We start from the raw sequence: 23,534 nt of genomic DNA, 5'->3' as shown, positions 1-23,534 counted from the left end.
ACGGCATGAGCCGTTCCCCTTCTTTTATGATGAAGCAAAGGCTTCTGCAGCCGCCGTCAAATAATACGAGAGGCCGGTTTGCTGATTTTCAAGCATCTCGCGATGAAAATCATCTTCGATAAAAAAGCGTGTCTGCGTCTGAAAATCGCCGGACGTGATCCCCAAAAACTTGAGATGCCGTTTAATTGCGGTTTTTACTTGGTCATGGTCGTGTTTGACTCCATCTCTGAGCGCTTCGGCCCTTCCATTCATAAAACGGGCCGCCTCTTCAGCTTTTTCATTCATTTCTTCCGCGATGACCGGTTCTCCTCTCAGCAAATCGACATCATACGCCTCCTTCAAATAGCGGTTCTGTTCAGCGAGTGCATCCTCCCATTCCCTGCTGCTTGAAAACCCTTTAAACATGCTTGATTGATCCATTGCTTCTCCTTTCCCGGCCTGCTGAATCGAGAGATCGATCGTAGAAATAAGCTGTTTTATCCTGTCCAAACGGGCAGTAAAAAGACGTTTCTGCTCAGATAAAATAGTCAGTCGATCAGCTTCGCCGTCCAGTATTTGCTTAATTTCCTTGAGCGGAAATTCGAGCTCCCGATAAAACAAGATATGCTGCAGCCGTTCCAGCTCTTTTACCCCGTAAAGGCGGTAGCCGGCATCCGTCACCTCCGCGGGGCATAAAAGGCCGATCTTATGGTAGTGGTATAGCGTTTTGATCGTGATATTCGCCAACCCTGCCACTTCTTTTACCGTATAGAGCATCAAACTTCACCTCGTCTGTCATGTTAAAGGGTGCCCTAAGGGCGGGGTCAATCCATTACACGGTCTTTTTTTTATTTTTTTTCATTTTCGCATAAGCGACCAGGCAAATAAAAGCAGGAAGGATCACCTGCATCGGCAAATGGACATATAAAGGAACAAACTCGATTCCTTCTTTTACATGCTCCGAAATATTGCTGGCAATGGAGACAGATAAAATCAAAATGATAATGCCGATGACATGAACGATTTTGGAGGGGTTTTTAAGCTTGAATAAGACGGTCACGCCTTCGGTTACGGCATACATGAAAATGCTCATCTTAAAAAAACCGCCAATCACCAACACGAGCATGAAAAATACATCAAGCCTGTCCAGAAATTCGGCGACTTGAATCGTCTGGATCGTACTCAGCAATGGGAAGCGCGACCTCATATTGAGGTCGACGCCAAGCACGCTGATGTTCAATGCCACATTAAAAGCCAGGATGATGCCGCTGATGGCGATTCCCAACAGCCCCGCTTTTTTTGCCTGTTTCTTTTCTTTTAAATACGGCAGGATCAATGTAAAGACGATAATTTCTCCAAACGGAAAATACAGCGTTTGCGTGAACACGGCATGGAACATCGGACCGGGTCCATTTCCAAAAATAGGCAAAAGCTCTTTCGGTTTAATCAAGCCTGACGAAACAATTAAGATGAGGCCTATGACAGCGAGCCAAAACATGATGCCAAACAGCAGCTCGCCTGAACGGGCCAGGACTTCGATTCCTTTCCTCACGGTAAAAATACAAACTGCAATCAACAAACCATTCGCGAAGATAATCGGCGTGTTCGGATAAGCCGACGTCAGCAGCATTTCGCCAAAATCGCGCAAAACCCTTGCCGCAATATAACAATAATAAACAATGTAGATAAAAGACAGGCCCCAGCCAACCGGTTTTCCAAAAATACTCATCAGCGTTTCATAGGGAGAGGCGTCGGGATTCACCTGGTAGAAAAAGTGGTGCATCATAAACAAAGCCAGCCCTCCGACTGTTCCGAACAAGATCGCGATCCAGGCGTCCTGTTCGGCAGATTGTCCAGGAAAAATCAGCAGAGAGCTGCTGAGTTCAAACAGAACAATCAGCACGAACAACTGTGCAGCACTGATTTTTGCTTTCTCCATTTAAAGCCCTCCTCTCTCTTTCATTCAAGAACGCCCTTCGTGATGATTCAAAATGTTCGGGTTGTTCCTTAAACCTGTTCTCCGTACATATGCGTTAACCGTAATGTCGACATCTGTATCAGGAAAATACCGATTGCTCCATTCGCCCTCCATCTTTTTCCACACTTTTGGGTGGTTGCGATACACAACGTCACCGAATTGCAGAACATCCGTCTTGTTTCGCTTAACAACGTCAATGGTATTCTGCAATTCATTTTTCAGCCCCTTTGCCACCTTCCTTTCGATGTCGCTTAGCACTTTTGGATCATCCAGGTGAATCGGCACAGTGGTTTCGCCGATGTCCCCTTCCATGTCGACTTCAACCGAAATCGCCGGTTTGCCGTTTTTAAGATGTGATCTGATTTTTGTTTTTTGGCGGATGACATCAAATGTGACGGCGTCTTTTTCGTGATTCAATGTAGTTGTCAAATACGTTCTGCTGATTTTATTGCGCAGCCATAAAACGCCCCGCGCGGTTTTGCCTTCAAGCCAGTTGACGAGCTTGCCCTCTTTAATGACTGCCAGCCCGTCCGCTTCGACTATTGCCTCAGGAGATGTAGACTGCACGTTTTCCATCTTTTCACCCTTCTCCTTGTTTCCGGATACTTTAAAAGAAGTAATAATCGGGTGCTTTGCCTTCGATGTCAAGCACTTGATGACATCCTGCACACTCGTCTTCATATGTTCTCCCAAATGCTCTTCAGTAAATTGCAGTGTTTTGTTTACTTTATTTGACGGGATCTTATCGATCGGCGTCAGCGTCCGGATGAATGTTTTCGCTTTTTGGCCGCGGGAAATAATAATCGTCGCCGTTGAACGAAAATCGGTGTCCCGGTAAAGAACATCAAGAATTTTAATCAAGCCTTCTTCCTTGGCGAGTTTTTCATCAACAACCACGAGGTTCGTGTGGGAGTAATAAATTTCCCTCGACATTTTCGCCGACGCGTGCCTGCTCATTTCCGTCAGATTATTGCCCGTCACAGAATAGCTTGAAACCGGCGGCCTGTCTCCTCCCTGTCCGCCTTGAAGGCCTCCTGTCACATTGATCGGATTGACGATCTGATAGCTCAATTCGTAATCTGTATTTTTACCTTTATCAATACCAATGGCAGTGATCAGCAGCAAATCTGTCAGTTCTCTTTTATCCCAGCATCCTTGAAGAAGAACAATGGCGGCCAGCAGGAGCACAATCTTAAGGCTTCGTTTCATTTGGATCACCATCTTCTTGTTTTGTCTTCATATCGCCTGATTCCGGCGGATTGGGTTTCTGGTATTCTCCTTGACGCACCTTATTGTCATTGCCGATCAGTTCAGGCCGCTTCTCATGTGTCCACCAAGGCAAACGAACGATGGAGTCGCCCCAGTTTTTCAGAATAAACGGCGCAAAAGGAGTCATATATGGAACACCGAACGAACGGAGGCTGCATAAATGGACAAACATGATGATCAGTCCAAGAATAATGCCGTAAAAACCCGTCGTCGCCGCGGCTAATATGAAGAAAAACCGAACCAGCCGGGCGGATATCGCCATAGCGAAGGAAGGTGTGGCAAAACTTGAAATCGCTGTGATCGCTACGACGATGACCATCGCCGGCGACACAATCCCCGCCTGAACAGCCGCCTGTCCAATGACGATGGCTCCCACAATCGAAACGGCAGAACCTATCGCTTTCGGAAGCCGGATGCCCGCCTCTCGCAAAATTTCAAACGATATTTCCATGATCAGCGCTTCCACCACAGCCGGGAATGGCACGATTTCACGCTGCGCGGCAATTACGATCAAAAGCTCTGTCGGGATCATTTCCTGGTGAAACGTCGTCGCACCGACGTAGACGGCAGGTGCAATAAGCGAAATAAAAAAGATCAACACGCGTAAAAAGCGGATGAACGTCGCAATGTCAAAGCGTGAATAGTAATCCTCAACAGATTGAAAAAATTGAATAAAAACGGCAGGGACAAGCAGGACAAACGGTGTACCGTCAACAAAGATGGCGATTCTTCCTTCAAGCAGATTCCCTGCGACCATGTCCGGCCTTTCGGTATGATATATCGTTGGAAAGGTCGTAAACACAGCGTCTTCAATAAACTGTTCAATATACCCCGATTCAAGGATGCTGTCGATCTCAATGCCAGCCATCCTTTTTTTGACTTCTTTCACCGTTTTCGGGTCGCACACCCCGTTGATATACATGATCGCCACATCGGTTTTTGTGACGCTTCCCATCGTCATTTTTTCAACCCAAAGATTTGGGTTTTTAATGATTCGGCGCACCAAAGAAATATTCGTGTCGAGAGATTCGATAAATCCCTCACGTGAACCGCGGAATGCCTGCTGATTTTCAGGCTCCTTGATCGAACGCTTTTCCCCGCCTTTCGTGGTCGTAATAACCGCTGTTTCCGTCCCCTCGGCCAAAATGATCGTATCCCCTGCCATCAACGATTCAAGCATCTTGTCCAATCGCTTTTCTTTTTCGACACCGCCCAGCGCAACGGCATCACCTGCAATCGTCTCAAGAACATCCTGTCCGTACTCCTTTTTCGCTAATTCTTCAGAGCTCATGATCGATTCCAGCAAAAAGTCATGGATGGCTTTCTCATCTGTAATGCCGCCGACATAAACGACGGCCAATTCGATTTTCTCGTCAGCGCCCGTTTTTAATTTGCGGATGACGACATCTGCGCTGTTTCCGGTTATTTCTTTAATCACGCTCAGGTTTTCGGCAAGCAAGGGACGCACAAACCCGGATACTTTTATGGTTTCCGGGTTTTTATCTCCGCTCATAAGAGATTCTTGTTTGTTATCCTTTTGATGACGACCTTTAAAAAAGAATGGCATGGCTGTCAGAATCCCCTTTTCGTTTTTCATATTTTTCCTTGCAAAAGCACATTTATACTATTCCCGGGGGAATAGTGCTTTATGAAAAGAGAAAAAATAACGGGGAACGGAGAGTGGTGAAAAGTTGAAACTGATCGGAATCGGGCTTTTATTATTTGTTTCCTTAGAGACTTTTGCTGTCATGCTTGATGTATTTCAAGGCATGACCTTGCAAAGAGCCGTAATAAACTCCCTGACGTTTGCCATCTTAGAGGTAGGCGAGTGGATCATGATCCTTTTATTTTTGTTTATCATTTTTCTCGAAGCCTCGGCGAACTTCCGCAAGAAGAAAAAAAGGACATAAAAAGCTCCCTATCAAAAGGGAGCTTAAACTTCAATATTTCCATGAACCGTATCTGTCTCGTGGGAATGGATCATACCTTTTACAACCGTATTGCCGATGATCAGCGTTTGCCTGGACGTATTGGTTTGAATTGCCGTCACTCTTGCAGCGGTATTGCTGCGGAGCGTGTTGTCGAGGATCGCCGAGTTCGACGATTGGTCGAGATAAATGAGGATAGCCGGCAAGGTCGGCCTGCCGAGCGTGATCGTATTGCCAATAATCTCGTGGGTTCCGCGGGTGAGATACAGCGTGACAATCAGCGGTGAATCTTCGATGTCGTTTCCGATAATTTTTGTATGCTCATTTGTCGAGCAGTATATTGGAAAGTTTCTGAAGCGGGTGAAGGTGTTTTTCCGAATGACTGCAGAAGCCGTATTTGTGACGGATACGGCATATGACTCCGGCACCGTTTGAAAGCCGGCCGGCGAAATAAAGTTTCCTTCTATCACAGCATTTCCTTGCGATATCCAGATGCCTCTGGAGAATTGCTTGATGACGTTATCCTTTATTTGGACGTCATTGCCTGTGCTCCTGACCGCAAGTACGACATTTGCGATCTGATTGCCGGAAAACGTTACATTGTCTGATTGCGTGATGCTGAGAGCGGTGCCGGACCTTTGCTCAGGCACGTCGTTTTCGATATTATTCCCTTCAATGAAGATTTGCGACGCTTGATAAGCAAGAATTCCGGCATTTACAAAATCACGGATTTGATTTCCCGTGGCAAAAACGCTTTTTCCGCGGATATCGATGCCTGTCTTAAAACCCGAAATCAAATTCCCCTTTATAACGGCATCGCTTCTTGCTTCCAAAGCCCCTACACCGAGGCCGTTAATTCCGATGCTCTGTCCGGTGGATTCGGGGTTTTTCTTGATGATATTGTTTGCAATCGTCGTACTCGTCCCGTATCCGTATGAAATGGTACCGTCTGCGATATTGCCTTCGATGATGACAGAAGTGCCGTTGAAATTGGAAATGGCATTGTTGACATTGCCCTTTAACACGTTGTTTCGGATGATGACATTAACGGGTTCTTCATAGACGATGTTTCCTTCACTGTAGCCTTCTATATCAATCCCAAAACGGGGAGCCGTGCCGTTGCCTGTCCCCGCATCTGCAATTTCGCATCCTTCAACAAGAACATTGTCGCACCCTGTGATCGACAAATTATTTCTTCTGGAGCGCCTGATTTCACAATTGGTTACCTTAATACGCTTTGACGGCTTATAGCCGTCTCCTCCGTTGCTGATAATGATTCCGTCTCCTGTAAAATCGGCTATTCTCACATGTTCAATAACCACATTTGACGCCCCTTCGATACAAATTCCGAATCCCCATTCATGGGTCGGTCTCGGCGCCGGTGTATATGTGTGTTCATCCCTTTCCCCAATGATGCTGCCTCCGGATATTTTCACATTGGATGTTCCGCCTATATAAAAAGCAGCGTATCCCCATGAGCTGTTCGGTTTTACCTTGATGACGGTCTCTGCGTCCATCAAAATTTCAATATTGCCCGGAACATTGATGCCGGCTCCGCGAAACGGAGCACGCGGGTCGCTGTTTTTCGTCCCGTCAATCAGGTACGTGCCGTTCGGTATCCATACCGTGTTGTATCCCATCGACTTTGTCCATACCAAACATTCGTTGATCGCATTTGTGGAGTCTGTTTTGCCGTCGCCGACAGCACCGAACTTTGTCGCGTCAACCACTGTCATTCTCATTTCCTCAGGTTGCTGCTGCACGCTGTTTTCAGCCTCCTTTTGTAAAACTGTTTCCGATATATATATGCCAATCTAGTAAAATCCGCTTGTACATAAGATAGGTAAAATTTTATTAAAAAATCTTTTCATCTAATTTTTTTTCCAAAAGTTTTTACTATCCGCTTGTAAAGCGCTTCACAACTTGTTGCATTAGCGATCAAAAATTCAAATCGATTGAAGGTGTATTGACACGAACATTATATAAGAATATGATTTTTATAATAGACATAGAAAGAGAAGGAGTATTGCGAATGTCAAACCATCAAAAAGAAACTTTTCAAAACATTCCGCAAAAGGGGTTTTTTGGACATCCCCGCGGACTCTTCACTTTATTCTTCACTGAATTTTGGGAGCGTTTTTCATACTACGGTATGAGAGCCATCCTTATCTACTATTTGTATACAGAGGTGACAAAAGGCGGCCTCGGGTTTGATCAAACCACAGCAAACTCGATTATGGCCGTATACGGTTCCCTCGTCTATATGTCCGGCATCATCGGAGGCTGGATAGCGGACAGGCTCCTCGGAACTGCAAACACCGTGTTTTACGGCGGCGTGCTCATTATGTTCGGACACATTCTTTTGTCATTCCCGGGAAGCGTCCCCGCGTTTTTCATCAGCATGTTCTTGATCATCATTGGGACAGGCCTTTTAAAACCAAACGTATCAAGCGTTGTCGGCGAGTTATACAGCCCTGAAGACACCCGCCGCGATTCAGGTTTCAGCATCTTTTATATGGGGATCAACCTTGGCGGATTTCTTGCGCCGATTATCGTCGGCACAGTCGGCCAGACATACAACTACCATCTCGGCTTCAGCCTTGCTGCCATCGGCATGCTGTTCGGGCTGCTGACCTATTTGGCGACACGGAAGAAAAACCTCGGACCTGCCGGAAGAACGGTACCGAATCCGCTGACACCCGCTGAAAGAAAAATGGTGTTCGGACGGATTGGAATCGGTGTTTTGGTGATCGCTGCCATCTTTGGCTATTCCGTCTTTATGGGCTGGATGACAATTGAGCTGTTTACGATGATTGTCAGCTGTCTCGGTATTTTGATCCCGCTGATTTATTTCATCGTTATGTTTAAAAGCTCCAAAACGACGAGTGATGAACGTTCCCGTCTCACAGCTTACATTCCGCTGTTTGTCGCATCGATGATGTTTTGGGCGATTCAGGAACAAGGCGCCAATATTTTAGCCACCTATGCAGATAAACGCACTCATTTAGAATTTTTAGGTGTCCAATTGCACTCATCTTGGTTCCAGTCGCTGAATCCGTTGTTCATCGTTGTGCTTGCACCGGTTTTCGCATGGATTTGGATGAGGCTCGGCAACCGTCAGCCGTCAACGCCGACGAAATTTTCACTCGGCTTGATTTTAGCCGGACTTTCATTTGTCGTCATGATTTTCCCTGCTTATATCAACGGCACTGAATCACTTGCCAATCCAATGTGGCTTGTGCTCAGCTTCCTGATCGTCGTTCTAGGGGAATTGTGCTTGTCTCCAGTCGGGCTATCCGCAACGTCAAAGCTGGCTCCTGCGGCATTCTCAGCACAGACGATGAGCCTGTGGTTCTTGTCAAACGCTTCTGCACAGGCTATCAATGCACAGATCGTCAGATTTTACAGCGCTGATACAGAGATCGCCTACTTCGGAGTCATCGGCGGTGTATCCATCCTGCTCGGAATCATTTTGATGTTGCTGTCACCGAAAATTCAGAAATTTATGAAGGGTGTCAATTAAAAAGCAACAGGCGATACTCCTTTTCTGAAGGATTTGCTTCTTGTCCGGTGAATAACTGAATAACCAATCGGTGCAGGATGGGAGGATAAAATTTGGAGATCAAAAAGACAGCAAAGCCCGGATTTGCCGGTGTTGGTTTTTCACAAACCGTTTCATTCGAAGAAGCCCGGGCGAAAAAGCTCCACGGCGTCATTCAGCAGCTGAAAGACCGGCGCGGAGAAATAGTCGGTGTTCAAGAAGACAGCGGCATGTGGGCCATATCGGATCATCACGGCGAAGGGGAATTCACTTTTTATATATTAATGGAGACGGAGAACCTCTCTGAAACCCTTCCGGAAGGAATGATCAGCTATCAGGCGCCCGCTCTAACATATGCTCAGACAAGGCATCCGCAGCATGAGCGGCCTGAAGTGACTTATCAAAAAGTATATCAATGGATCAAAGATCAAGGTCTTCGTTTAAATTGTGACGCTTTTACACAATTGGAATTTTACCCGATGGATGGGGATTTAAACGAACTTGCGTTTGAGATATACATTCCGATTCATTGAGAGATAGCGATGTTAACCCCCGGAAAAAATTCCGGGGGTTTTCTTTGGGTTTCGTACTCTAGAGTATCGGCGGTCTTTTTTAGCCATCACTTTTAACAAAAGTTTACATACCCTCAAATGATAATTTTCATTGGTTTGCTAGGGTAAATGTTATCAAAAGGAGGTTAATATATGAACTTTTATAAAACGCTCGCTTTATCAACACTCGCAGCATCCTTATGGTCTCCCTCATGGAGCAGTCTCCCCCATAACGAAGCTGCGGCTCACAAAGAATTCACGGTGACTGCCGATGCAGAGACAGAGCCGGTGGATACCCCTGACGACGCGGCAGATGACCCGGCGATTTGGGTTCATCCGAAGCAGCCTGAAAAAAGCAGGCTCATCACCACAAACAAAAAGTCGGGCTTAATCGTCTATGATTTGAAGGGAAAACAGCTTGCGGCCTATCCGTTTGGCAAATTAAACAATGTCGACCTGCGCTACAATTTTCCGCTCGATGGCAAAAAAATTGATATTGCCGGGGCCTCAAACCGGTCAGACGGCAAAAACACGGTTGAAATTTACGCCTTTGACGGCGAAAAAAGCAAGCTGAAGAATATCGTCAATCCTCAAAAACCTATTCAAACCGATATCCAGGAGGTATATGGCTTCAGCCTGTATCACAGCCAGAAAACCGGCAAGTTCTACGCCTTGGTGACCGGAAAGAATGGAGAATTCGAGCAATATGAACTGTTTGACAACGGAAAAGGACAAGTCGAAGGCAAAAAGGTCCGCTCATTCAAAATGAGCTCTCAAACAGAAGGGCTTGCGGCAGATGATGAATACGGCAAAATGTACATCGCCGAAGAAGACGTTGCGATTTGGTCTTTCAGCGCCGAGCCGGACGGCGGAGATAAAGGAAAAATCGTCGATCGTGCCGACGGACCGCATCTAACCGCTGATATTGAAGGGCTGACGATTTACTACGGAGAAGACGGAGAAGGGTATTTGATCGCGTCCAGTCAGGGCGATAACCGCTATGCCATCTATGACCGGCGCGGAAAAAACGACTACGTCACCGCTTTTTCAATTGAGGACGGCAAAGAAACCGACGGGACAAGCGATACCGATGGAATCGACGTCATCGGCTTCGGCCTCGGCAAAACATATCCATACGGCATCTTTGTCGCCCAAGACGGCGAAAATACGGAAAATGGACAACCGGCCAATCAGAACTTCAAAATTGTCTCCTGGGAAAAAATCGCCGACGCGCTGGACGACAAACCTGATATCGATGATCAGGTCAATCCCCGAAAACTGAAAAACCGAGCCAAATAAGGACGGATCCGCGGGTATTTCCCGCGGATTTTTCACATCCCTTCATGTTAAGATAACAATTAATGGAGGGATGGTATTGCGTCTAAATCTTTATGCTGTAGTGTTTATCATGTTGGCGGTTTTATCAAATGTGGTGCTTCTCTGCGTTTTCGATCAAGGTGTGTTGGCGTATACTTCAGCTGTCATCTTCCTGCTCGCTGCTGCATTTTGCACGAAGCGTCGGCCTGAAGAATGAGGCTTCCTAGGCTTTGCGGCTTCTCCGCAAAATGCTCGTTCCGTATGGAACCAGTTTGAGAGCGCCTTTTTTCCGGGTTCCTTTTAAGACGTCCGTATATGTTTCTTCCGGAAGCGAGACCGTGCGGTTTTCCGCTGTAAAATTCATCACGAAAATATAATCGTGGCGGCCGTCTGTGCGGAGCTGGGCGGTGACGCCTTTCGGAAGCTCTGTATCGAGCACTTTGGCAATCCCGCACTCTTCAATGAGCCTCGATATAAACGCCTCTTGGAACGCCGCCTCATTCCTTGAAGCGATATAGTAGGCCTTCCCGTCTCCGAACAAATTGACCGTCAGCGCGGGCCGGCCCGCGTAAAAATCTTCCCCGTACAGAGCGAGCGCTTCGGCTCCTTCTAAATGAATCAGGTCGCAAAGCTCGCTGGTTTCATAGCTCCCGCTTAACCCGAGCCGGTTATCTGCATCCATCACAATCGTATTTTTCTGTCCGTCATGAAGCGCATCGATCTCCTCAGACCAAATGCCGAGCGTTTTTCTTAAGCCTCCAGGAAACCCTCCCAAGAACACAAGATCATTCTCATTGACAATGCCCGACCAATAAGTGGCGACAAATGTACCCCCGTTTTGAACGAACTGTTCAATCCTTTCGGCGGTGCCTTCTTTCAGCATGTAGAGTATCGGGGCGACCAAAAGCTTATAGCGGGAGAAATCGGCCTCCATATGAATCACATCAACCGGTACACCTTCACGCCAAAACGGTTCATAAAACGATTTGGCTGTCCGTTCATAATGCATGCCGATATTGCGCGGACCTTGGGCGTCTTCCAAGGCCCAGCGATTCTCCCAGTCAAATATAATCGCGGCCTCGGGTTCGACTGTCGTTCCTGCGACATCCTCAAGTTTTTCGAGCTTTTCCCCAAGTTTTTTCACTTCCTGGAAAACGCGCGTATGCTCTGATCCCGCATGATCAACGACTGCCCCGTGAAACTTTTCGCTTGAGCCGCGGCTTTTCCGCCATTGAAAATACTGAACAGTGTCCGATCCGTGAGCGACTGCCTGTAATGATGACAATTCGTGCATACCGGGGCGCTTCAGCTTGCTGACGTCCTGCCAGTTCGTCATGCTCGGCGTACTTTCCATCAGCATGAACGGCCGACCTCCTTTAAGAGACCGATTGATATCATGAACAAAAGCAATATCGGCTCCAAGCCGGCTGTCTTCCTGCCGGCTGTTGTGCCATGCCGGATAAGAATCCCACGAGATGACATCAAGCAAGTCGGCGAACTTCCAATAATTCAATCCCGCGTATGTTCCCATAAAATTCGTCGTCACGGGCAGGTCGGGGTTAAAAGAACGGACATGGGCAATTTCATGCCGGCAAAAATCAACCGTCTGATCCGTGACAAAACGCTTCCAGTCCAAATTCAAACCGTGAACAGCATCCTCGCCGTGCGGAGCCGGCGACTCGATCTCGTCCCAATCTGTATAGGTGTGGCTCCAAAACGATGTCCACCATGCATGGTTAAGGCGGTCCAGCGTTTTATATTTCGCGAGCAGCCACTCTCTGAACTTATCTTGGCAAAGTTCACAATGACACTCTCCGCCGTATTCATTGGAGATATGCCAACCGATGACAGCCGGGTGATGCGCATAGCGCTCCGCAAGCCTTCCGTTTATAATCGCCGTTTTCCTGCGGTAGACAGGCGACGTATAGCAATGATTGTGCCGCTTTCCGTGAAGGTTTCTGATCCGGTTGCGCTCCGTTCTCAGCACCTCGGGATACTTTTTGGACATCCAAGCCGGTCTGGCACCGCTCGGTGTAGCCAAGAACGCATAAATTCCGTTTTCCTTGAAAGTATCAAGAACCTGATCGAGCCAATTAAATGTAAACCTTCCTTCTTCAGGCTCGAGCGAAACCCAGGAGAAAATGCCGACAGACATCACATTGCAGCGGGACAGCTTCATCAGGCGGATATCTTCTTTTAAAACGTCCGGATATTTAAGCCATTGATCAGGGTTGTAATCGGCTCCATGCAATAGTCGGGGAACTTTCCGGCTGATCGGGGGATACGGTTTGACCATCGTAAAGTTTCATCCTCTCTTCCTCGTTTTCATATGACGCGGAGACAGACATTAAACGCTTACAAAAACAGGTTGTTAGATTATATACTCTGTTTTCTTCCCTCTTTCCTGCCTGGTGGATGAATTTTCCTGTACGATTGAATTTATCTTTCTTTATTTGTAAAATATAATCTATCATTAACATTTTTAACTTTATTTCCATACACTTGACTAAATCAACTATTTTATTATAATTGATTAAAGCAACGATTTATAGAAAGAGAGGATTTGAGATGACAGAAATCAATCATTCTATCACATTAAAATTCAGAAAGTTCAATCGATTCTACACGAATGTGCTCGGTTTTCTGAATGAACATATTTATGACAGCCCTTTTTCATTGACGGAAACCCGGATATTATTCGAAATTCACAATACGGCCGATTGTACAGCCAAGCTGATTCAAGATACGCTCGGCCTGGACCGGGGCTATGTCAGCCGGATCCTGAAGCGGTTCGAAAAGGAAAATATGGTCTATAAAAAGAGAAGCGAGGAGGACAGCCGCAACCACTATATCTATTTAACAAGCTTCGGCGAATCCATTTATAAGAAGCTGGAGGCAAAAGCCAATCAGCAAATCGAATACATGCTGAAGCATATCGACGGCCCCCATCAGGAAAAGCTGACGGAGGCGATGAATACAATTGAATCCATATTGTCAGAACACCTGCCGCCCGAAAAATCGGACGTTTCCATAAGAGATTACTATATATCGGACGATATCAAACTAATGATCGAAAAACAACGTGCGTTTTATGCGGAGACACACAGCTGGGACGATTCATTTTTGGATTACCTTCACGAAACATTTGATGCCGATATCGAAAACATCTGGATCGCAGAGAGCGCCGGAAGGTTTGCGGGATGCGTCGGGCTCGTCAAACATCCCGGCAAAACCGTACAGCTCAGATGGTTTCTGGTCGATGCCGCTTTTCGGCATCAGGGAGTCGGCACGCGCCTTTTGAAGCATCTCATCGATTATTGTAAAGACAATCAATTTGAGCGGATTTTTCTATGGACGGTAAGTACGATGGCTGAAGCGCGGCCTTTGTATGAAAAATTCGGATTCAGACTGACGGAAGTGAAAGACGAGACTTTATTATGGGGACAGCGGCTCCGGGAAGAACGCTGGGATGCCGAGTTAGGCTGACGAAATGGAGGATCTATGAAACGGAAAATACACTACGCCTGGATTATCGTTTTTGTGACGTTTTTGACGCTTTTGGCCGTCCAAGGAGTGCGCCTTTCTTTCGGGGCCTTTATTCAGCCTTGGGAAGAGGAATTTTCAATGGACAGGGGCACGATTTCGCTTATTTCCATGCTGAGCTTCATTGTCTACGGCGTATCCCAGCCGGTAATCGGGAGGCTTGTCGATCGGTTCGGACCGCGGATCATTTTATCTCTCAGCACGCTTCTGGTCGGCTTGAGCATCTTTTTTACATATCTCGTGACTTCTCCGTGGCAGCTGTTTATTTTGTACGGCATCATCGTTTCTCTCGGCGTCGGCGGTGCGTCGAATGTCGCATCGACCGTGATCGTGACCAACTGGTTCAATGAGAAGCGGGGGCTTGCATTCGGCATTATGGAAGCGGGATTCGGCGCGGGGCAGATGCTGCTTGTCCCTGGATCGCTCATGTTGATCCACTGGTTTAACTGGCAAGTGACCGTCATCGTTCTCGGATTGTTTTTAGCTGTTATCGTATTTCCGATCGTCATCTTGTTATTGCGGAATCATCCTTCGGAAAAGAATGTACAGCCGATCGGCGGCACTCAGGGCGGCGAGATAAAAGAAGAGCCGGACGCCCAGCCTAAAATGATTCCATACAAAGCCGTTTTTCTCAAAAGAACGTTTTGGTTCCTCGTCTTGCCGTTTTTCATTTGCGGATTTACAACGACGGGGTTAATGGATACCCATCTTATCCCTTTTTCGCATGACCACGGGTTTTCGACCGAAGTAACAAGCGCCGCTGTCAGCCTGCTGGCCGGGTTTAACATCATCGGAATTTTGATTTCCGGCGTCGTCGCTGACCGCTGGAGCAGCCGAAAAATTTTGTGCTTTTTATATGCCGTAAGGGCGCTGTCGCTTGTCATTTTGTTGTCGAGCCACAACTCGGTCCTCCTGCTTTGCTTCGCGGTTTTGTTCGGTTTGGTCGACTTTGCGACCGTCGCCCCGACGCAAATGCTCGCAACCCAGTATTTCAGGCAGTACTCCGTCGGGTTCATTCTCGGCTGGCTGTTCCTCAGCCACCAGCTCGGTTCGGCGCTCGGCGCTTATTTGCCGGGCGTCTGGTACAGCCAAACAGGCAACTATAACCTGTCTTTCTACCTTTCAATCGTTATTTTGGCGGCAGCAAGCATTTTGAACATCCTGCTGCCGGAACCTAAAAAAATAAACCCCACACTGAATCAGGAAGGACGTTCAGTCCAGCAATAATGAAAAAACCTGTTTTTGATGTTCAAAAACAGGTTTTTCTTTATCAATTAAGAAGTTTTATTCTTATTGTAAATATCAAATGCAACGGCAATCAGAAGGACGAGGCCTTTAATTGCTTGCTGCCAGTCGATGCCCAGACCGAGCAGCGACATGCCGTTGTTCATGACCCCCATGACAAGGCCGCCGATGATGGCCCCGCCGATCGTGCCGATTCCGCCGTAAGCTGAAGCACCGCCGATGAAGCAGGCCGCAATGGCGTCAAGTTCAAACAGGTTTCCTGCTTTCGGAGTGGCCGCGTTTAAACGGGCGGCAAAAATCAATCCGGAAAGAGCAGCTAAGACGCCCATATTGACAAAAACCATAAAGGTAAGCCGTTTTGTTTTGATTCCTGAAAGCTCGGCTGCTTTTTCATTCCCGCCGATTGCGTAGATTCTCCGCCCGATGACGGTTTTTTTCATAACGAATGTATACCCGGCGATTAAGATGAACAATGTGATCAAAATGAGAGGTATGCCTTCGTACGTCGCGAGAATGTAGGTAAAAAGGTTGATAATGGCGATGATAAAAAACACCTTAACTGCAAACAGACCTTTTCCCTGCAAGTCAAATTGGAATTTCTTCTGCATGTTTCTCTGCTGAAGCTGATACACGAGATAAAGAATCGACACTCCCGCTCCGGCGACAATCGTCGTCATATGGAGCGCGCCTCCGTTCAGCCAGTCCGGGATAAAGCCGGACGCCATTTTTTGAAAGGACACGGGAAATGGAGCGATCGATTTCCCCTCAAGCACGATCATCGTGAGTCCTCTGAACAATAGCATTCCCGCCAGCGTCACGATGAAGGCCGGAATCTTGACATAAGCGATCCAAAATCCCTGCCAGGCGCCGATTGCCGCTCCCAGAAGCAACGACAGAACGACCGCCGCAAACAGCGGCATATCGTTTTCGATGATCATCATCGCGGAGACGGCGCCGACAAAAGCGGCGACTGAACCGACTGATAAATCAATGTGTCCCGTAATGATGACGAGCATCATCCCGATGGCTAAAATGAGAATGTAGCTGTTTTGCAAAATCAGGTTCGTAATGTTCAGCGGCCTCAGCAAAATTCCGTCTGTCAGTATTTGAAACAGCAGCATAATAAACACGAGCGCAATGACCATGCTGTATTTCCGGATGTTCTGCTTATACATGTCGCGAAACAGCTGAAAGTAACCGGGCTGAGCGCGGTCTTTATCCGTTTGCACCGGTGTCTGCATACGCCTCTCCCCCTCTCTTCATGCGGATGGTCATATATTTCATCAGCTTCTCCTGATCAGCTTCTTCTTTGGAAAATTCAGCGGTGATTTCCCCTTCACACATCGTATAGATTCTGTCGCACATTCCCAGCAGCTCGGGAAGCTCCGAAGAAATCATAATAACCGCTTTACCTGCTTCGGCAAGCTGATTGATGACGCCATAGATTTCGTATTTGGCGCCGACATCGATGCCGCGCGTCGGTTCATCCAAAATTAAAATGTCAGGCTCCGCAAAAATCCACTTGCTCAGCATGACCTTCTGCTGGTTGCCTCCGCTTAAATTTCCGGTCCGCTGGCCGATGTCGGGCGTCTTGATGTTCAATTTCCTGCGAAAATCCTCCGCTTCATGTTTTTCGCGGCGCTCGTCCATCACCAATCGTCTCGACACCTTCTCCAGTTTGGACAGCGTAATGTTTTCTTTAATGCTGTCATCCAGAATCAGACCGTTTCCTTTCCGGTCCTCCGTCACATAGACGATGCCGTTTTTAATGGCTTCTTCAGGGTGGCGGATGTAAAGCTCCCGCCCGTCTTTTTCGATTGTGCCGGAGATGTTTTTTCCGTATGATCTTCCAAAGATGCTCATCGCCAGCTCCGTCCTTCCGGAGCCCATCAAGCCGGCAATTCCTGCGATCTCGCCTCTTTTGACGGAAAGGGCCGCCGTGTTTACCACTTTGCGGTCCTGTTGAAGAGGATGATGAACTGTCCAATCCTTCACTTCAAAGATGACGTCCCCGATCTTGGCGCTTCTGGCAGGATAGCGGTTTTGCAGCTCCCTGCCGACCATGCCTCTGATGATCCGGTTTTCGGTCAATTGCCCGCTTTGCACATCAAGCGTTTCGATCGTCTGTCCGTCTCGGAGCACGGTAATCGAATCTGCGACGTTCGTAACCTCATTTAATTTATGGGAAATCATAATTGAAGAGATCCCCTGTTTTTTCAGTTCGAGTAAGAGCCGCAGCAGATTCTCGCTGTCCGCTTCATTTAAAGCCGCAGTCGGTTCATCCAAAATCAAGAGCTGCACCTTTTTTGCCAGCGCTTTGGCGATTTCAACAAGCTGCTGCTTTCCGACGCCGATTTGGGAAACAAGTGTATCCGGAGATTCATGAAGCCCGACTTTTTTCATTAACTCGAGCGTTTCCAGCTTTGTTTTTCGCCAATTGATGACGCCGCGGCTCGCCTGTTCATTGCCCAAAAAAAGGTTTTCCGCAATGGAAAGCTGGGGGACGAGCGCCAGCTCCTGGTGGATGATGACGATCCCCGCTTCCTCGCTTTGCTTAATATTTTTGAATTGGCATACTTCCCCTTTATACAAAATGTCGCCCGTATACGTACCGTACGGATATACACCGCTCAGCACCTTCATCAAAGTCGACTTGCCCGCCCCGTTTTCACCGCAGAGGGCATGGATTTCGCCCGCTTTAACGCGGAGGTGGACATTGTCGAGCGCTTTGACGCCGGGAAACTCCTTCGTGATGCCTCTCATCTCCAAAATGCAATCAGACATCGGATCACTTCCCTAATTCCGATTCTTTATAGTAACCGCCGTCAACGAGCACTTTTTTATAGTTCTCTTTATCGACGACGACCGGCTCAAGCAGGTAGGACGGAACGACCTTCTCTCCGTTGTCATACGTCTTTGTGTCATTGACTTCCGCTTTTTCGCCTTTTAAGACGGATGTCGCCATCTCAACGGCTTTTTTCGCCAGCTCTCTCGTATCTTTGAAAATGGTTGAGGTCTGCTCTCCTTTAATGATCGAGTTCACGGAAGCAAGCTCCGCATCCTGTCCCGTAATAACCGGCAGCGGCTTCTTGTCCGATCCGTAGCCCGCACCTTTTAAGGATGAAATGATTCCGATGCTGATCCCGTCATACGGTGAAAGCACCGCATCAAGCTTCGCCTTTGTATAATGCGCGCTCAGCAAATTGTCCATCCGGGATTGTGCGGTTGCGCCGTCCCACCTGAGCGTCGCACCTTGCTCAAATGAAGTCTGGCCGCTCAATACCTTTAATTTGCCCGAATCGATATAAGGCTTCAAAACAGACATGGCGCCGTCAAAAAAGAAATGCGCGTTGTTGTCGTCGGGCGATCCTGCGAACAATTCGATGTTGAACGGCCCTTTTTTGTCTTTTAAGCCAAGCTTTTCTTCAATATATTTCCCTTGGAGTTCTCCGACTTTATGATTGTCAAATGTCGCATAATAGTCGACATGTTTGCTGTTCATAAGCAGCCGGTCATAGGAAATGACTTTAATATCCTGCTTATTTGCTTTTTCAAGGACGTCGGTCAGCGCTTCCCCGTCAATCGAAGCAATGACGAGGACATTGACGCCTTTTGTAATCATATTTTCGATTTGTGAGACTTGGTTTTCAACGACATCTTCCGCATACTGCAGATCCGTTTTATACCCGAGTTTTTCAAACTCTTTCACCATATATTTCCCGTCATACACCCAGCGTTCCGATGACTTTGTCGGCATTGAGATTCCGACGTAGCCTTTGTCTCCACCTCCGCTCGCCTGATTCCCCGAACAGGCGGAAACAATAAGACAGAAAAGCATTGCAGTGATCAACAGCCAGCATTTTTTCATGCTTGGTATCCCCCTTTTGATTTCTCCCATCATGAATCATGCCAACTGTACCATGTCTTTCGAAGGTCCGTCTTTTGAATTAATTAACTATTTTTATAAAAATCAGACTTTTTTAAAGCGCTTACATTACAATTTTCTCCCTGTTCGTTCAATTCCCGACATGCGTCGGTACTGATTGGGGGATACTCCCATCGTTTTTTTAAATACCGTGCTGAAATAGTGCTGTGTATCATACCCCGTTTGTTCGGCAATATCGTGAATCGAAAGAGGGGTTGTCTCTAACAGGTGAACCGCTTGATCTATGCGCATCTCGGTCAAAAGCTGAACAAATGTCATGCCGAGCTCCTTCTTCATGATCCTGCTCAAATAGACGGACGAAACTTGAAGCGCATCTGCCGTCTGTTTTAAAGAAAACTCCCTTTCAGTGAAATGCTTTTGCATATATTCTTTGGCCCTCGTGACAACCGGCGAGATATTAAATGCTTTCGAGACTTGCTGTCTGCAATGCTGATAGCATTGCGCAGCTGAGCGGCCGTTTTCAGCAAGCTTGGCGAAGCAGACAGCGGCGCTTGCCTGCATTTCAGCTTCGATCATCTCTGCAAGCGCCTGCTGTTCAGCTTCTGTAACAGAGCGCCACAGGCAGGCGACGATCAGGCGGTCTCCGTCGAAAAAAACAGCCTTATCCCGTTCAGCGGCAAAGAAGCGTTCTACTTTTTCTTTCAGACTGTCGGCTTCAGACGGCTTGTTCCATACATGCCCGGCCGCGATGACACCGAGCGTCTCAGGATAGCGGGCCGGCAGACGGAGGCATTCGAGCTGCCGGTAAACGCCTTCTTCCACTGCCCGGCCTTCGATCCAGCTTCTGAAAACATGCTCTTTCAGAAGGCCGAGGTTTTGTTGAATATGCTGCTCGGCAAGCTTTTGCTCGCTGAGCTTCTTTTTTTCAGCTGCCAGCGACAAGCTGATCTTTTCGAGCACTTGTTCCAGATGAGCGGGATCGACCGGCTTTAACAAATAATCATCGACATTCAGCCGGATTGCTTCTTGCGCGTATGCAAACTGATCGTAGCCCGTCACGATGACAAAGCGGCACTGCGGCAGGGCGCCGCGGAGCTTTTTCATCAGCGTGATTCCGTTGACGATCGGCATATTCAAGTCGACAATCAATAAGTCGATGCCGTGTTTGAGAGCGAACTCAAATGCCTCCTCGCCATTCTCCGCTTCAGCCGACACCGACATTTGATAGCGCTCCCAAGAGACGGCATCCCGTATTCCTTCCCGAATCCACGGTTCATCATCGGCAATCAGTACGCGCCAACATTCACTCAAGGCTTGTTCCCCCTTTTGTTAAGATTGGGAGCCGTATTGTGACGGCGGTTCCGGCTCCTTTTCGGCTTTGAACCGTTAAACCGTACGGCTCGCCAAATGTAAGGGCGATCCGTTCATGGACGTTGATCATGCCGTAGCCCGCTGTATCATCCCTGTGTTTGAATTGATCGGTTATTTGCTTTAGCGTCTCTTCATCCATTCCGGCTCCGTCATCCTCGATTTTGATAATCAGCGAGCCGTCTTCCTCCATGCCTTTGATCGTAATATGACCCGGCCCCTTTTTTTCTTTAATTCCGTGATAAATCGCATTTTCGACAATCGGCTGAAGCACGAGCTTTAATATCAGGCGGTCGTCACAAAGTCCGGCCATTTCGATTGAGTAGTTTAATTTATCGCGGTATCGCGCTTTTTGGATTTTCAAATAGTTTTCAACATGTGCAAATTCATCAGACAGCGGAATGATATCTTTCCCTTTGCTCAAGGAGATGCGGAACAGCTTGGATAAAGCCTGCACGAGACCGCTGACCTCTACCGCTCCTTTCTTCCTCGCCATCCAATTGATTGTATCCAGCGTGTTGTAGAGAAAATGAGGGTTGATCTGCGCCTGCAGCGCCCTTAATTCGGCTTCTCTTTTTTGGCGCTCTTGTCTTTCGGTGACCGACATCAGCTCCCTGATTCTCATCATCAGGCGATTGAAGCTTTTTCCCAAAAGCCCGATTTCATCTTCCCTTTCCTCCTGATAAAATGTTGAAAAATTCCCGCTTTCCGCCGTTTTCATGACAGCATTCAGCTTCAAAATCGGCCGCGACATGGAATGGGACAAATAATAGGAAGCAGACATTCCGAGAAACGCCGCCGTCAGTAAAAACAAAAGCACATACAAGTGGATTTCCTTCACTTCGAATACGGGTTCACCCGCTTTAAAAACGCCGACCGTTGTCCAGTTCGTAAAGGAAGACGTCTCATAAATGAATTGATATTCCTCTCCCTTGATCCGCTTCGAAAAATATCCGGACCGATCTTGACTGAACCACTTTTTCGGCAGAAACAGCTTTGAGGTCTCCGGTGCATAAATATTGCCGCCATTTTCATCCATGATCATCAAATAACCCGTTTTCCCCAAGCGGATATTTTTTGTCGCTTCTGCGAGGACGCGCAGCTTCAAATCGATGAGCAAAACACCTTTCACACGCTGTGTCTCAGGATCGATAACAGCTCTGACGGCAGAAACGACCTCGTCTTCTCTGTAGTGCACATGGCTTCTGATATTCCGGTTGACAGGCTTTCCGATCATCTTGAAAATCCCTTCATTAGCTACAGCCGCCAGATACCACGGTTCTTTTGTCAAATCTGTCGGCGTCCGTTCATACATCTCATTGCTGATCATCTCACCCTTATCATTGACGACGAGAATGCCCGCGGCTTCGGAATATAAAGAAGTTAGGCCCTGCAAAAACGTCCTTCGCTTATAATCCGCCTCTCCATCCTCCTTTTCATGATTAAAAAATGCTTCCATTTCTTCATTCATTGATATTAAATATGTCAGGTTTTGCATGTGGCTGACATATACTTCAGCCGTCTTGTTCACTTCGCCGATCAGCTGCAGTGTTTGGTCGATCACCTGTTTTTCAATAATATTTTCAACGGCCCATCCCGATAAAATACCGAGGCCGATCGTCGGCAGCATGCTGATTAGTAAGAGAAGGCTGATCAGCTTATGACGGATCGGCGCATTGTTGATCAAACGTTTAATCATTCGCATAATAGGCTGCCACATTTTCTTTCGTTATGATCGTAATGCCAGTATCGATCGCTGCCGGAAGCGGGCGTTCATGCTTCAAATGGTGATTTGAGAAAAACAGCATGTGCAGCGACCAATAGCCCATTTGCCATGTATCCTGACCCATTGTCGCGGAAATCGATCCGCTTTTGATGCCGTCCAGCGTTTTCTTGTCTTTATCAAAGCCGATAATACATACTTCCCTTTCAAGTCCCGCCGCCTTCACAGCCCGGGCCACACCGTTCGCTCCATTGGCTTCTGTCGTGAAAATTCCTTTGATGGACGGATTTTTTTCCAGAATCTTCGCTGCTTCTTTTTTCGACGTCAGCTCATCCCCTTTTCCGTCCAAAACCGCGGCGACCTTCATGTTCGGGTATTTTTGCTTGATCGTTTGTTCAAAGCCCTTCGTCCTTTCCTGGTGATTGTACTGCCGCGGCTGGGTAATGATTGCGGTTTCTCCCTTTCCATCTAAAAACTCGGCCATTCGCCTTGCGGCCTCAGCACCCGCTTCCATATTATTTGTGCCGACATATGTAGAGGCTTTGCTGAGCGGGGCGTCTGAATCGAATAAAACGAGCGGAATACCCTGCTCATGCGCCTTGTCAATGACAGGGTTTAAAGCTTTGGGATCTATTGCCGAAAGTGCGATCCCCGCCGGCTTTTTTGCAATGACCTGCTCGAGGACGGTCGTCTGCTCATGGACATCATAATGGGCCGCCCCCCGATACTCGACAGTGACGTTGAAAAGCTGCGCGGCATCCTCAAAGCCTTTCAGGCCGCTCTTCCAATATTCGATTCCCGATTGAAACGTGACCATCACATATTTTTCGGACAGACTTCCGGCCGCCGGCCTTTTGCTTGCTTCTGTAGATCCGGTTTTATCGCCCCGGGAGTAGTCGTAGACATACAGAAAAAACAAACAAAGCATCACGGCATAAACAACTAACAGCATCTTCATCTTCATCCCCCTGTTGGTCAGAGGACAAGACAGCGTTTACAATCTATCATGAAGTATATATTTGGCCGCATATTTTTCTTAGAATCCAGCTGAGGCATCCTGACAGAAATTTCGCCCGTCCCCTTTTTCATCACAAACAGACAATTTCCCCCCTTGTTTATATGAAATATCTAATCTATTTGACATTTTGCCCGAAAAACCTTGTTCAGTGTTCGACAAGATCGCCTCTTTCTTAAAATTACCTTAAA

The 23,534-nt window shown here is 47.4% G+C and carries 19 protein-coding genes; 7 read left to right on the top strand and 12 right to left on the bottom strand.

Annotation, left to right across the window (positions count from 1 at the left end):
* Nucleotides 1-24: 24 nt before the first annotated feature.
* Genes MKZ04_RS19375 through MKZ04_RS19360 form a run of 4 tightly spaced genes read right to left on the bottom strand, consistent with a single transcriptional unit; the run spans nucleotide 25 to nucleotide 4,793 of the window.
* Nucleotides 25-756 (bottom strand): MerR family transcriptional regulator, encoded by a 732-nt coding sequence (locus tag MKZ04_RS19375; protein WP_341046759.1) that lies wholly within the window; start codon nucleotides 754-756, stop codon nucleotides 25-27.
* A gap of 55 nt (nucleotides 757-811) precedes the next feature.
* Complete coding sequence (locus MKZ04_RS19370; protein ID WP_075213080.1) at nucleotides 812-1,918, bottom strand: GerAB/ArcD/ProY family transporter; 1,107 nt, start codon at nucleotides 1,916-1,918, stop codon at nucleotides 812-814.
* A 24-nt stretch (nucleotides 1,919-1,942) separates the two neighbouring features.
* Complete coding sequence (locus MKZ04_RS19365) at nucleotides 1,943-3,166, bottom strand: Ger(x)C family spore germination protein (protein ID WP_341046757.1); 1,224 nt, start codon at nucleotides 3,164-3,166, stop codon at nucleotides 1,943-1,945.
* Nucleotides 3,150-4,793: a spore germination protein gene (locus MKZ04_RS19360; protein ID WP_186438603.1), complete on the bottom strand. Its 1,644-nt coding sequence runs from the start codon at nucleotides 4,791-4,793 to the stop codon at nucleotides 3,150-3,152. Before MKZ04_RS19360 ends, MKZ04_RS19365 begins: the two co-directional genes overlap by 17 nt.
* A 124-nt stretch (nucleotides 4,794-4,917) precedes the next feature.
* On the opposite strand from MKZ04_RS19360, the gene MKZ04_RS19355 reads away from it, so the two are divergent.
* Nucleotides 4,918-5,136, top strand: a complete 219-nt coding sequence (locus MKZ04_RS19355; protein WP_026580535.1) for a hypothetical protein — start codon at nucleotides 4,918-4,920, stop codon at nucleotides 5,134-5,136.
* 23 nt (nucleotides 5,137-5,159) lie between these two features.
* Here MKZ04_RS19355 and MKZ04_RS19350 read toward each other — a convergent pair whose 3' ends face one another.
* A complete protein-coding gene (locus MKZ04_RS19350) occupies nucleotides 5,160-6,896 on the bottom strand; it encodes a right-handed parallel beta-helix repeat-containing protein (RefSeq protein ID WP_341047189.1) in 1,737 nt (578 codons plus the stop codon).
* A gap of 290 nt (nucleotides 6,897-7,186) precedes the next feature.
* Here MKZ04_RS19350 and MKZ04_RS19345 point away from each other — a divergent pair, with 290 nt between their 5' ends.
* The 4 genes from MKZ04_RS19345 to MKZ04_RS19330 all read left to right on the top strand — a co-directional run bounded on the left by MKZ04_RS19345 (nucleotide 7,187) and on the right by MKZ04_RS19330 (nucleotide 10,780).
* Nucleotides 7,187-8,677, top strand: a complete 1,491-nt coding sequence (locus MKZ04_RS19345) for a peptide MFS transporter (RefSeq protein ID WP_020450157.1) — start codon at nucleotides 7,187-7,189, stop codon at nucleotides 8,675-8,677.
* 92 nt (nucleotides 8,678-8,769) lie between these two features.
* Nucleotides 8,770-9,228 carry a GyrI-like domain-containing protein gene (locus MKZ04_RS19340; protein ID WP_341046755.1) on the top strand — a complete coding sequence of 153 codons (459 nt, stop codon included), beginning with the start codon at nucleotides 8,770-8,772 and terminating at the stop codon, nucleotides 9,226-9,228.
* Between the two features lie 171 nt (nucleotides 9,229-9,399).
* Complete coding sequence (locus MKZ04_RS19335; RefSeq protein WP_341046753.1) at nucleotides 9,400-10,545, top strand: phytase; 1,146 nt, start codon at nucleotides 9,400-9,402, stop codon at nucleotides 10,543-10,545.
* Between the two features lie 76 nt (nucleotides 10,546-10,621).
* Complete coding sequence (locus MKZ04_RS19330) at nucleotides 10,622-10,780, top strand: hypothetical protein (protein ID WP_165389270.1); 159 nt, start codon at nucleotides 10,622-10,624, stop codon at nucleotides 10,778-10,780.
* A 6-nt stretch (nucleotides 10,781-10,786) separates the two neighbouring features.
* Here the strand turns inward: MKZ04_RS19330 and MKZ04_RS19325 are convergent, their stop codons facing one another.
* Nucleotides 10,787-12,859 carry a beta-galactosidase gene (locus MKZ04_RS19325; protein ID WP_341046749.1) on the bottom strand — a complete coding sequence of 691 codons (2,073 nt, stop codon included), beginning with the start codon at nucleotides 12,857-12,859 and terminating at the stop codon, nucleotides 10,787-10,789.
* A 272-nt stretch (nucleotides 12,860-13,131) separates the two neighbouring features.
* Here MKZ04_RS19325 and MKZ04_RS19320 point away from each other — a divergent pair, with 272 nt between their 5' ends.
* Both MKZ04_RS19320 and MKZ04_RS19315 read left to right on the top strand, forming a co-directional pair.
* Nucleotides 13,132-14,049 carry a bifunctional helix-turn-helix transcriptional regulator/GNAT family N-acetyltransferase gene (locus tag MKZ04_RS19320; protein WP_075213073.1) on the top strand — a complete coding sequence of 306 codons (918 nt, stop codon included), beginning with the start codon at nucleotides 13,132-13,134 and terminating at the stop codon, nucleotides 14,047-14,049.
* Between the two features lie 15 nt (nucleotides 14,050-14,064).
* A complete protein-coding gene (locus MKZ04_RS19315) occupies nucleotides 14,065-15,333 on the top strand; it encodes an MFS transporter (RefSeq protein ID WP_341046748.1) in 1,269 nt (422 codons plus the stop codon).
* 47 nt (nucleotides 15,334-15,380) lie between these two features.
* Here MKZ04_RS19315 and mmsB read toward each other — a convergent pair whose 3' ends face one another.
* The 6 genes from mmsB to MKZ04_RS19285 all read right to left on the bottom strand — a co-directional run bounded on the left by mmsB (nucleotide 15,381) and on the right by MKZ04_RS19285 (nucleotide 23,286).
* Nucleotides 15,381-16,592, bottom strand: coding sequence for a multiple monosaccharide ABC transporter permease (gene mmsB / locus MKZ04_RS19310; protein ID WP_020450150.1), 1,212 nt, complete (start codon nucleotides 16,590-16,592; stop codon nucleotides 15,381-15,383).
* The gene (gene mmsA / locus MKZ04_RS19305) at nucleotides 16,567-18,135 is read right to left on the bottom strand and encodes a multiple monosaccharide ABC transporter ATP-binding protein (RefSeq protein ID WP_326250754.1); all 1,569 of its coding nucleotides are present in this window, start codon (nucleotides 18,133-18,135) and stop codon (nucleotides 16,567-16,569) included. Before mmsA ends, mmsB begins: the two co-directional genes overlap by 26 nt.
* 4 nt (nucleotides 18,136-18,139) lie before the next feature.
* Nucleotides 18,140-19,219: a multiple monosaccharide ABC transporter substrate-binding protein gene (chvE, locus tag MKZ04_RS19300; RefSeq protein WP_025809534.1), complete on the bottom strand. Its 1,080-nt coding sequence runs from the start codon at nucleotides 19,217-19,219 to the stop codon at nucleotides 18,140-18,142.
* A 126-nt stretch (nucleotides 19,220-19,345) separates the two neighbouring features.
* Nucleotides 19,346-20,548, bottom strand: a complete 1,203-nt coding sequence (locus MKZ04_RS19295) for a response regulator transcription factor (protein ID WP_143261184.1) — start codon at nucleotides 20,546-20,548, stop codon at nucleotides 19,346-19,348.
* Nucleotides 20,541-22,304, bottom strand: coding sequence for a cache domain-containing sensor histidine kinase (locus MKZ04_RS19290; protein WP_306739113.1), 1,764 nt, complete (start codon nucleotides 22,302-22,304; stop codon nucleotides 20,541-20,543). The genes MKZ04_RS19295 and MKZ04_RS19290 overlap by 8 nt, the downstream gene beginning before the upstream one ends.
* Complete coding sequence (locus tag MKZ04_RS19285; RefSeq protein WP_341046745.1) at nucleotides 22,297-23,286, bottom strand: substrate-binding domain-containing protein; 990 nt, start codon at nucleotides 23,284-23,286, stop codon at nucleotides 22,297-22,299. Before MKZ04_RS19285 ends, MKZ04_RS19290 begins: the two co-directional genes overlap by 8 nt.
* Nucleotides 23,287-23,534: the final 248 nt, after the last annotated feature.

Origin of the sequence: Bacillus sp. FSL W7-1354 (assembly GCF_038002405.1) — a bacterium.
Lineage (GTDB): Bacteria > Bacillota > Bacilli > Bacillales > Bacillaceae > Bacillus > Bacillus paralicheniformis.
The sequence above is the reverse complement of the archived record's forward strand: the minus strand, read 5'-3'. Positions and strand labels throughout refer to the sequence as shown.

Bases quoted from the DNA above. Each gene is read 5' to 3' on its own strand.
- MKZ04_RS19375 (WP_341046759.1), bottom strand. From the start codon at position 756: ATGCTCTATACGGTAAAAGAAGTGGCAGGGTTGGCGAATATCACGATC.
- MKZ04_RS19370 (WP_075213080.1), bottom strand. From the start codon at position 1,918: ATGGAGAAAGCAAAAATCAGTGCTGCACAGTTGTTCGTGCTGATTGTT.
- MKZ04_RS19365 (WP_341046757.1), bottom strand. From the start codon at position 3,166: ATGAAACGAAGCCTTAAGATTGTGCTCCTGCTGGCCGCCATTGTTCTT.
- MKZ04_RS19360 (WP_186438603.1), bottom strand. From the start codon at position 4,793: ATGCCATTCTTTTTTAAAGGTCGTCATCAAAAGGATAACAAACAAGAA.
- MKZ04_RS19350 (WP_341047189.1), bottom strand. From the start codon at position 6,896: ATGAGAATGACAGTGGTTGACGCGACAAAGTTCGGTGCTGTCGGCGAC.
- MKZ04_RS19345 (WP_020450157.1), top strand. From the start codon at position 7,187: ATGTCAAACCATCAAAAAGAAACTTTTCAAAACATTCCGCAAAAGGGG.
- MKZ04_RS19335 (WP_341046753.1), top strand. From the start codon at position 9,400: ATGAACTTTTATAAAACGCTCGCTTTATCAACACTCGCAGCATCCTTA.
- MKZ04_RS19325 (WP_341046749.1), bottom strand. From the start codon at position 12,859: ATGGTCAAACCGTATCCCCCGATCAGCCGGAAAGTTCCCCGACTATTG.
- MKZ04_RS19320 (WP_075213073.1), top strand. From the start codon at position 13,132: ATGACAGAAATCAATCATTCTATCACATTAAAATTCAGAAAGTTCAAT.
- MKZ04_RS19315 (WP_341046748.1), top strand. From the start codon at position 14,065: ATGAAACGGAAAATACACTACGCCTGGATTATCGTTTTTGTGACGTTT.
- mmsB (WP_020450150.1), bottom strand. From the start codon at position 16,592: ATGCAGACACCGGTGCAAACGGATAAAGACCGCGCTCAGCCCGGTTAC.
- mmsA (WP_326250754.1), bottom strand. From the start codon at position 18,135: ATGTCTGATTGCATTTTGGAGATGAGAGGCATCACGAAGGAGTTTCCC.
- chvE (WP_025809534.1), bottom strand. From the start codon at position 19,219: ATGAAAAAATGCTGGCTGTTGATCACTGCAATGCTTTTCTGTCTTATT.
- MKZ04_RS19290 (WP_306739113.1), bottom strand. From the start codon at position 22,304: ATGATTAAACGTTTGATCAACAATGCGCCGATCCGTCATAAGCTGATC.
- MKZ04_RS19285 (WP_341046745.1), bottom strand. From the start codon at position 23,286: ATGAAGATGCTGTTAGTTGTTTATGCCGTGATGCTTTGTTTGTTTTTT.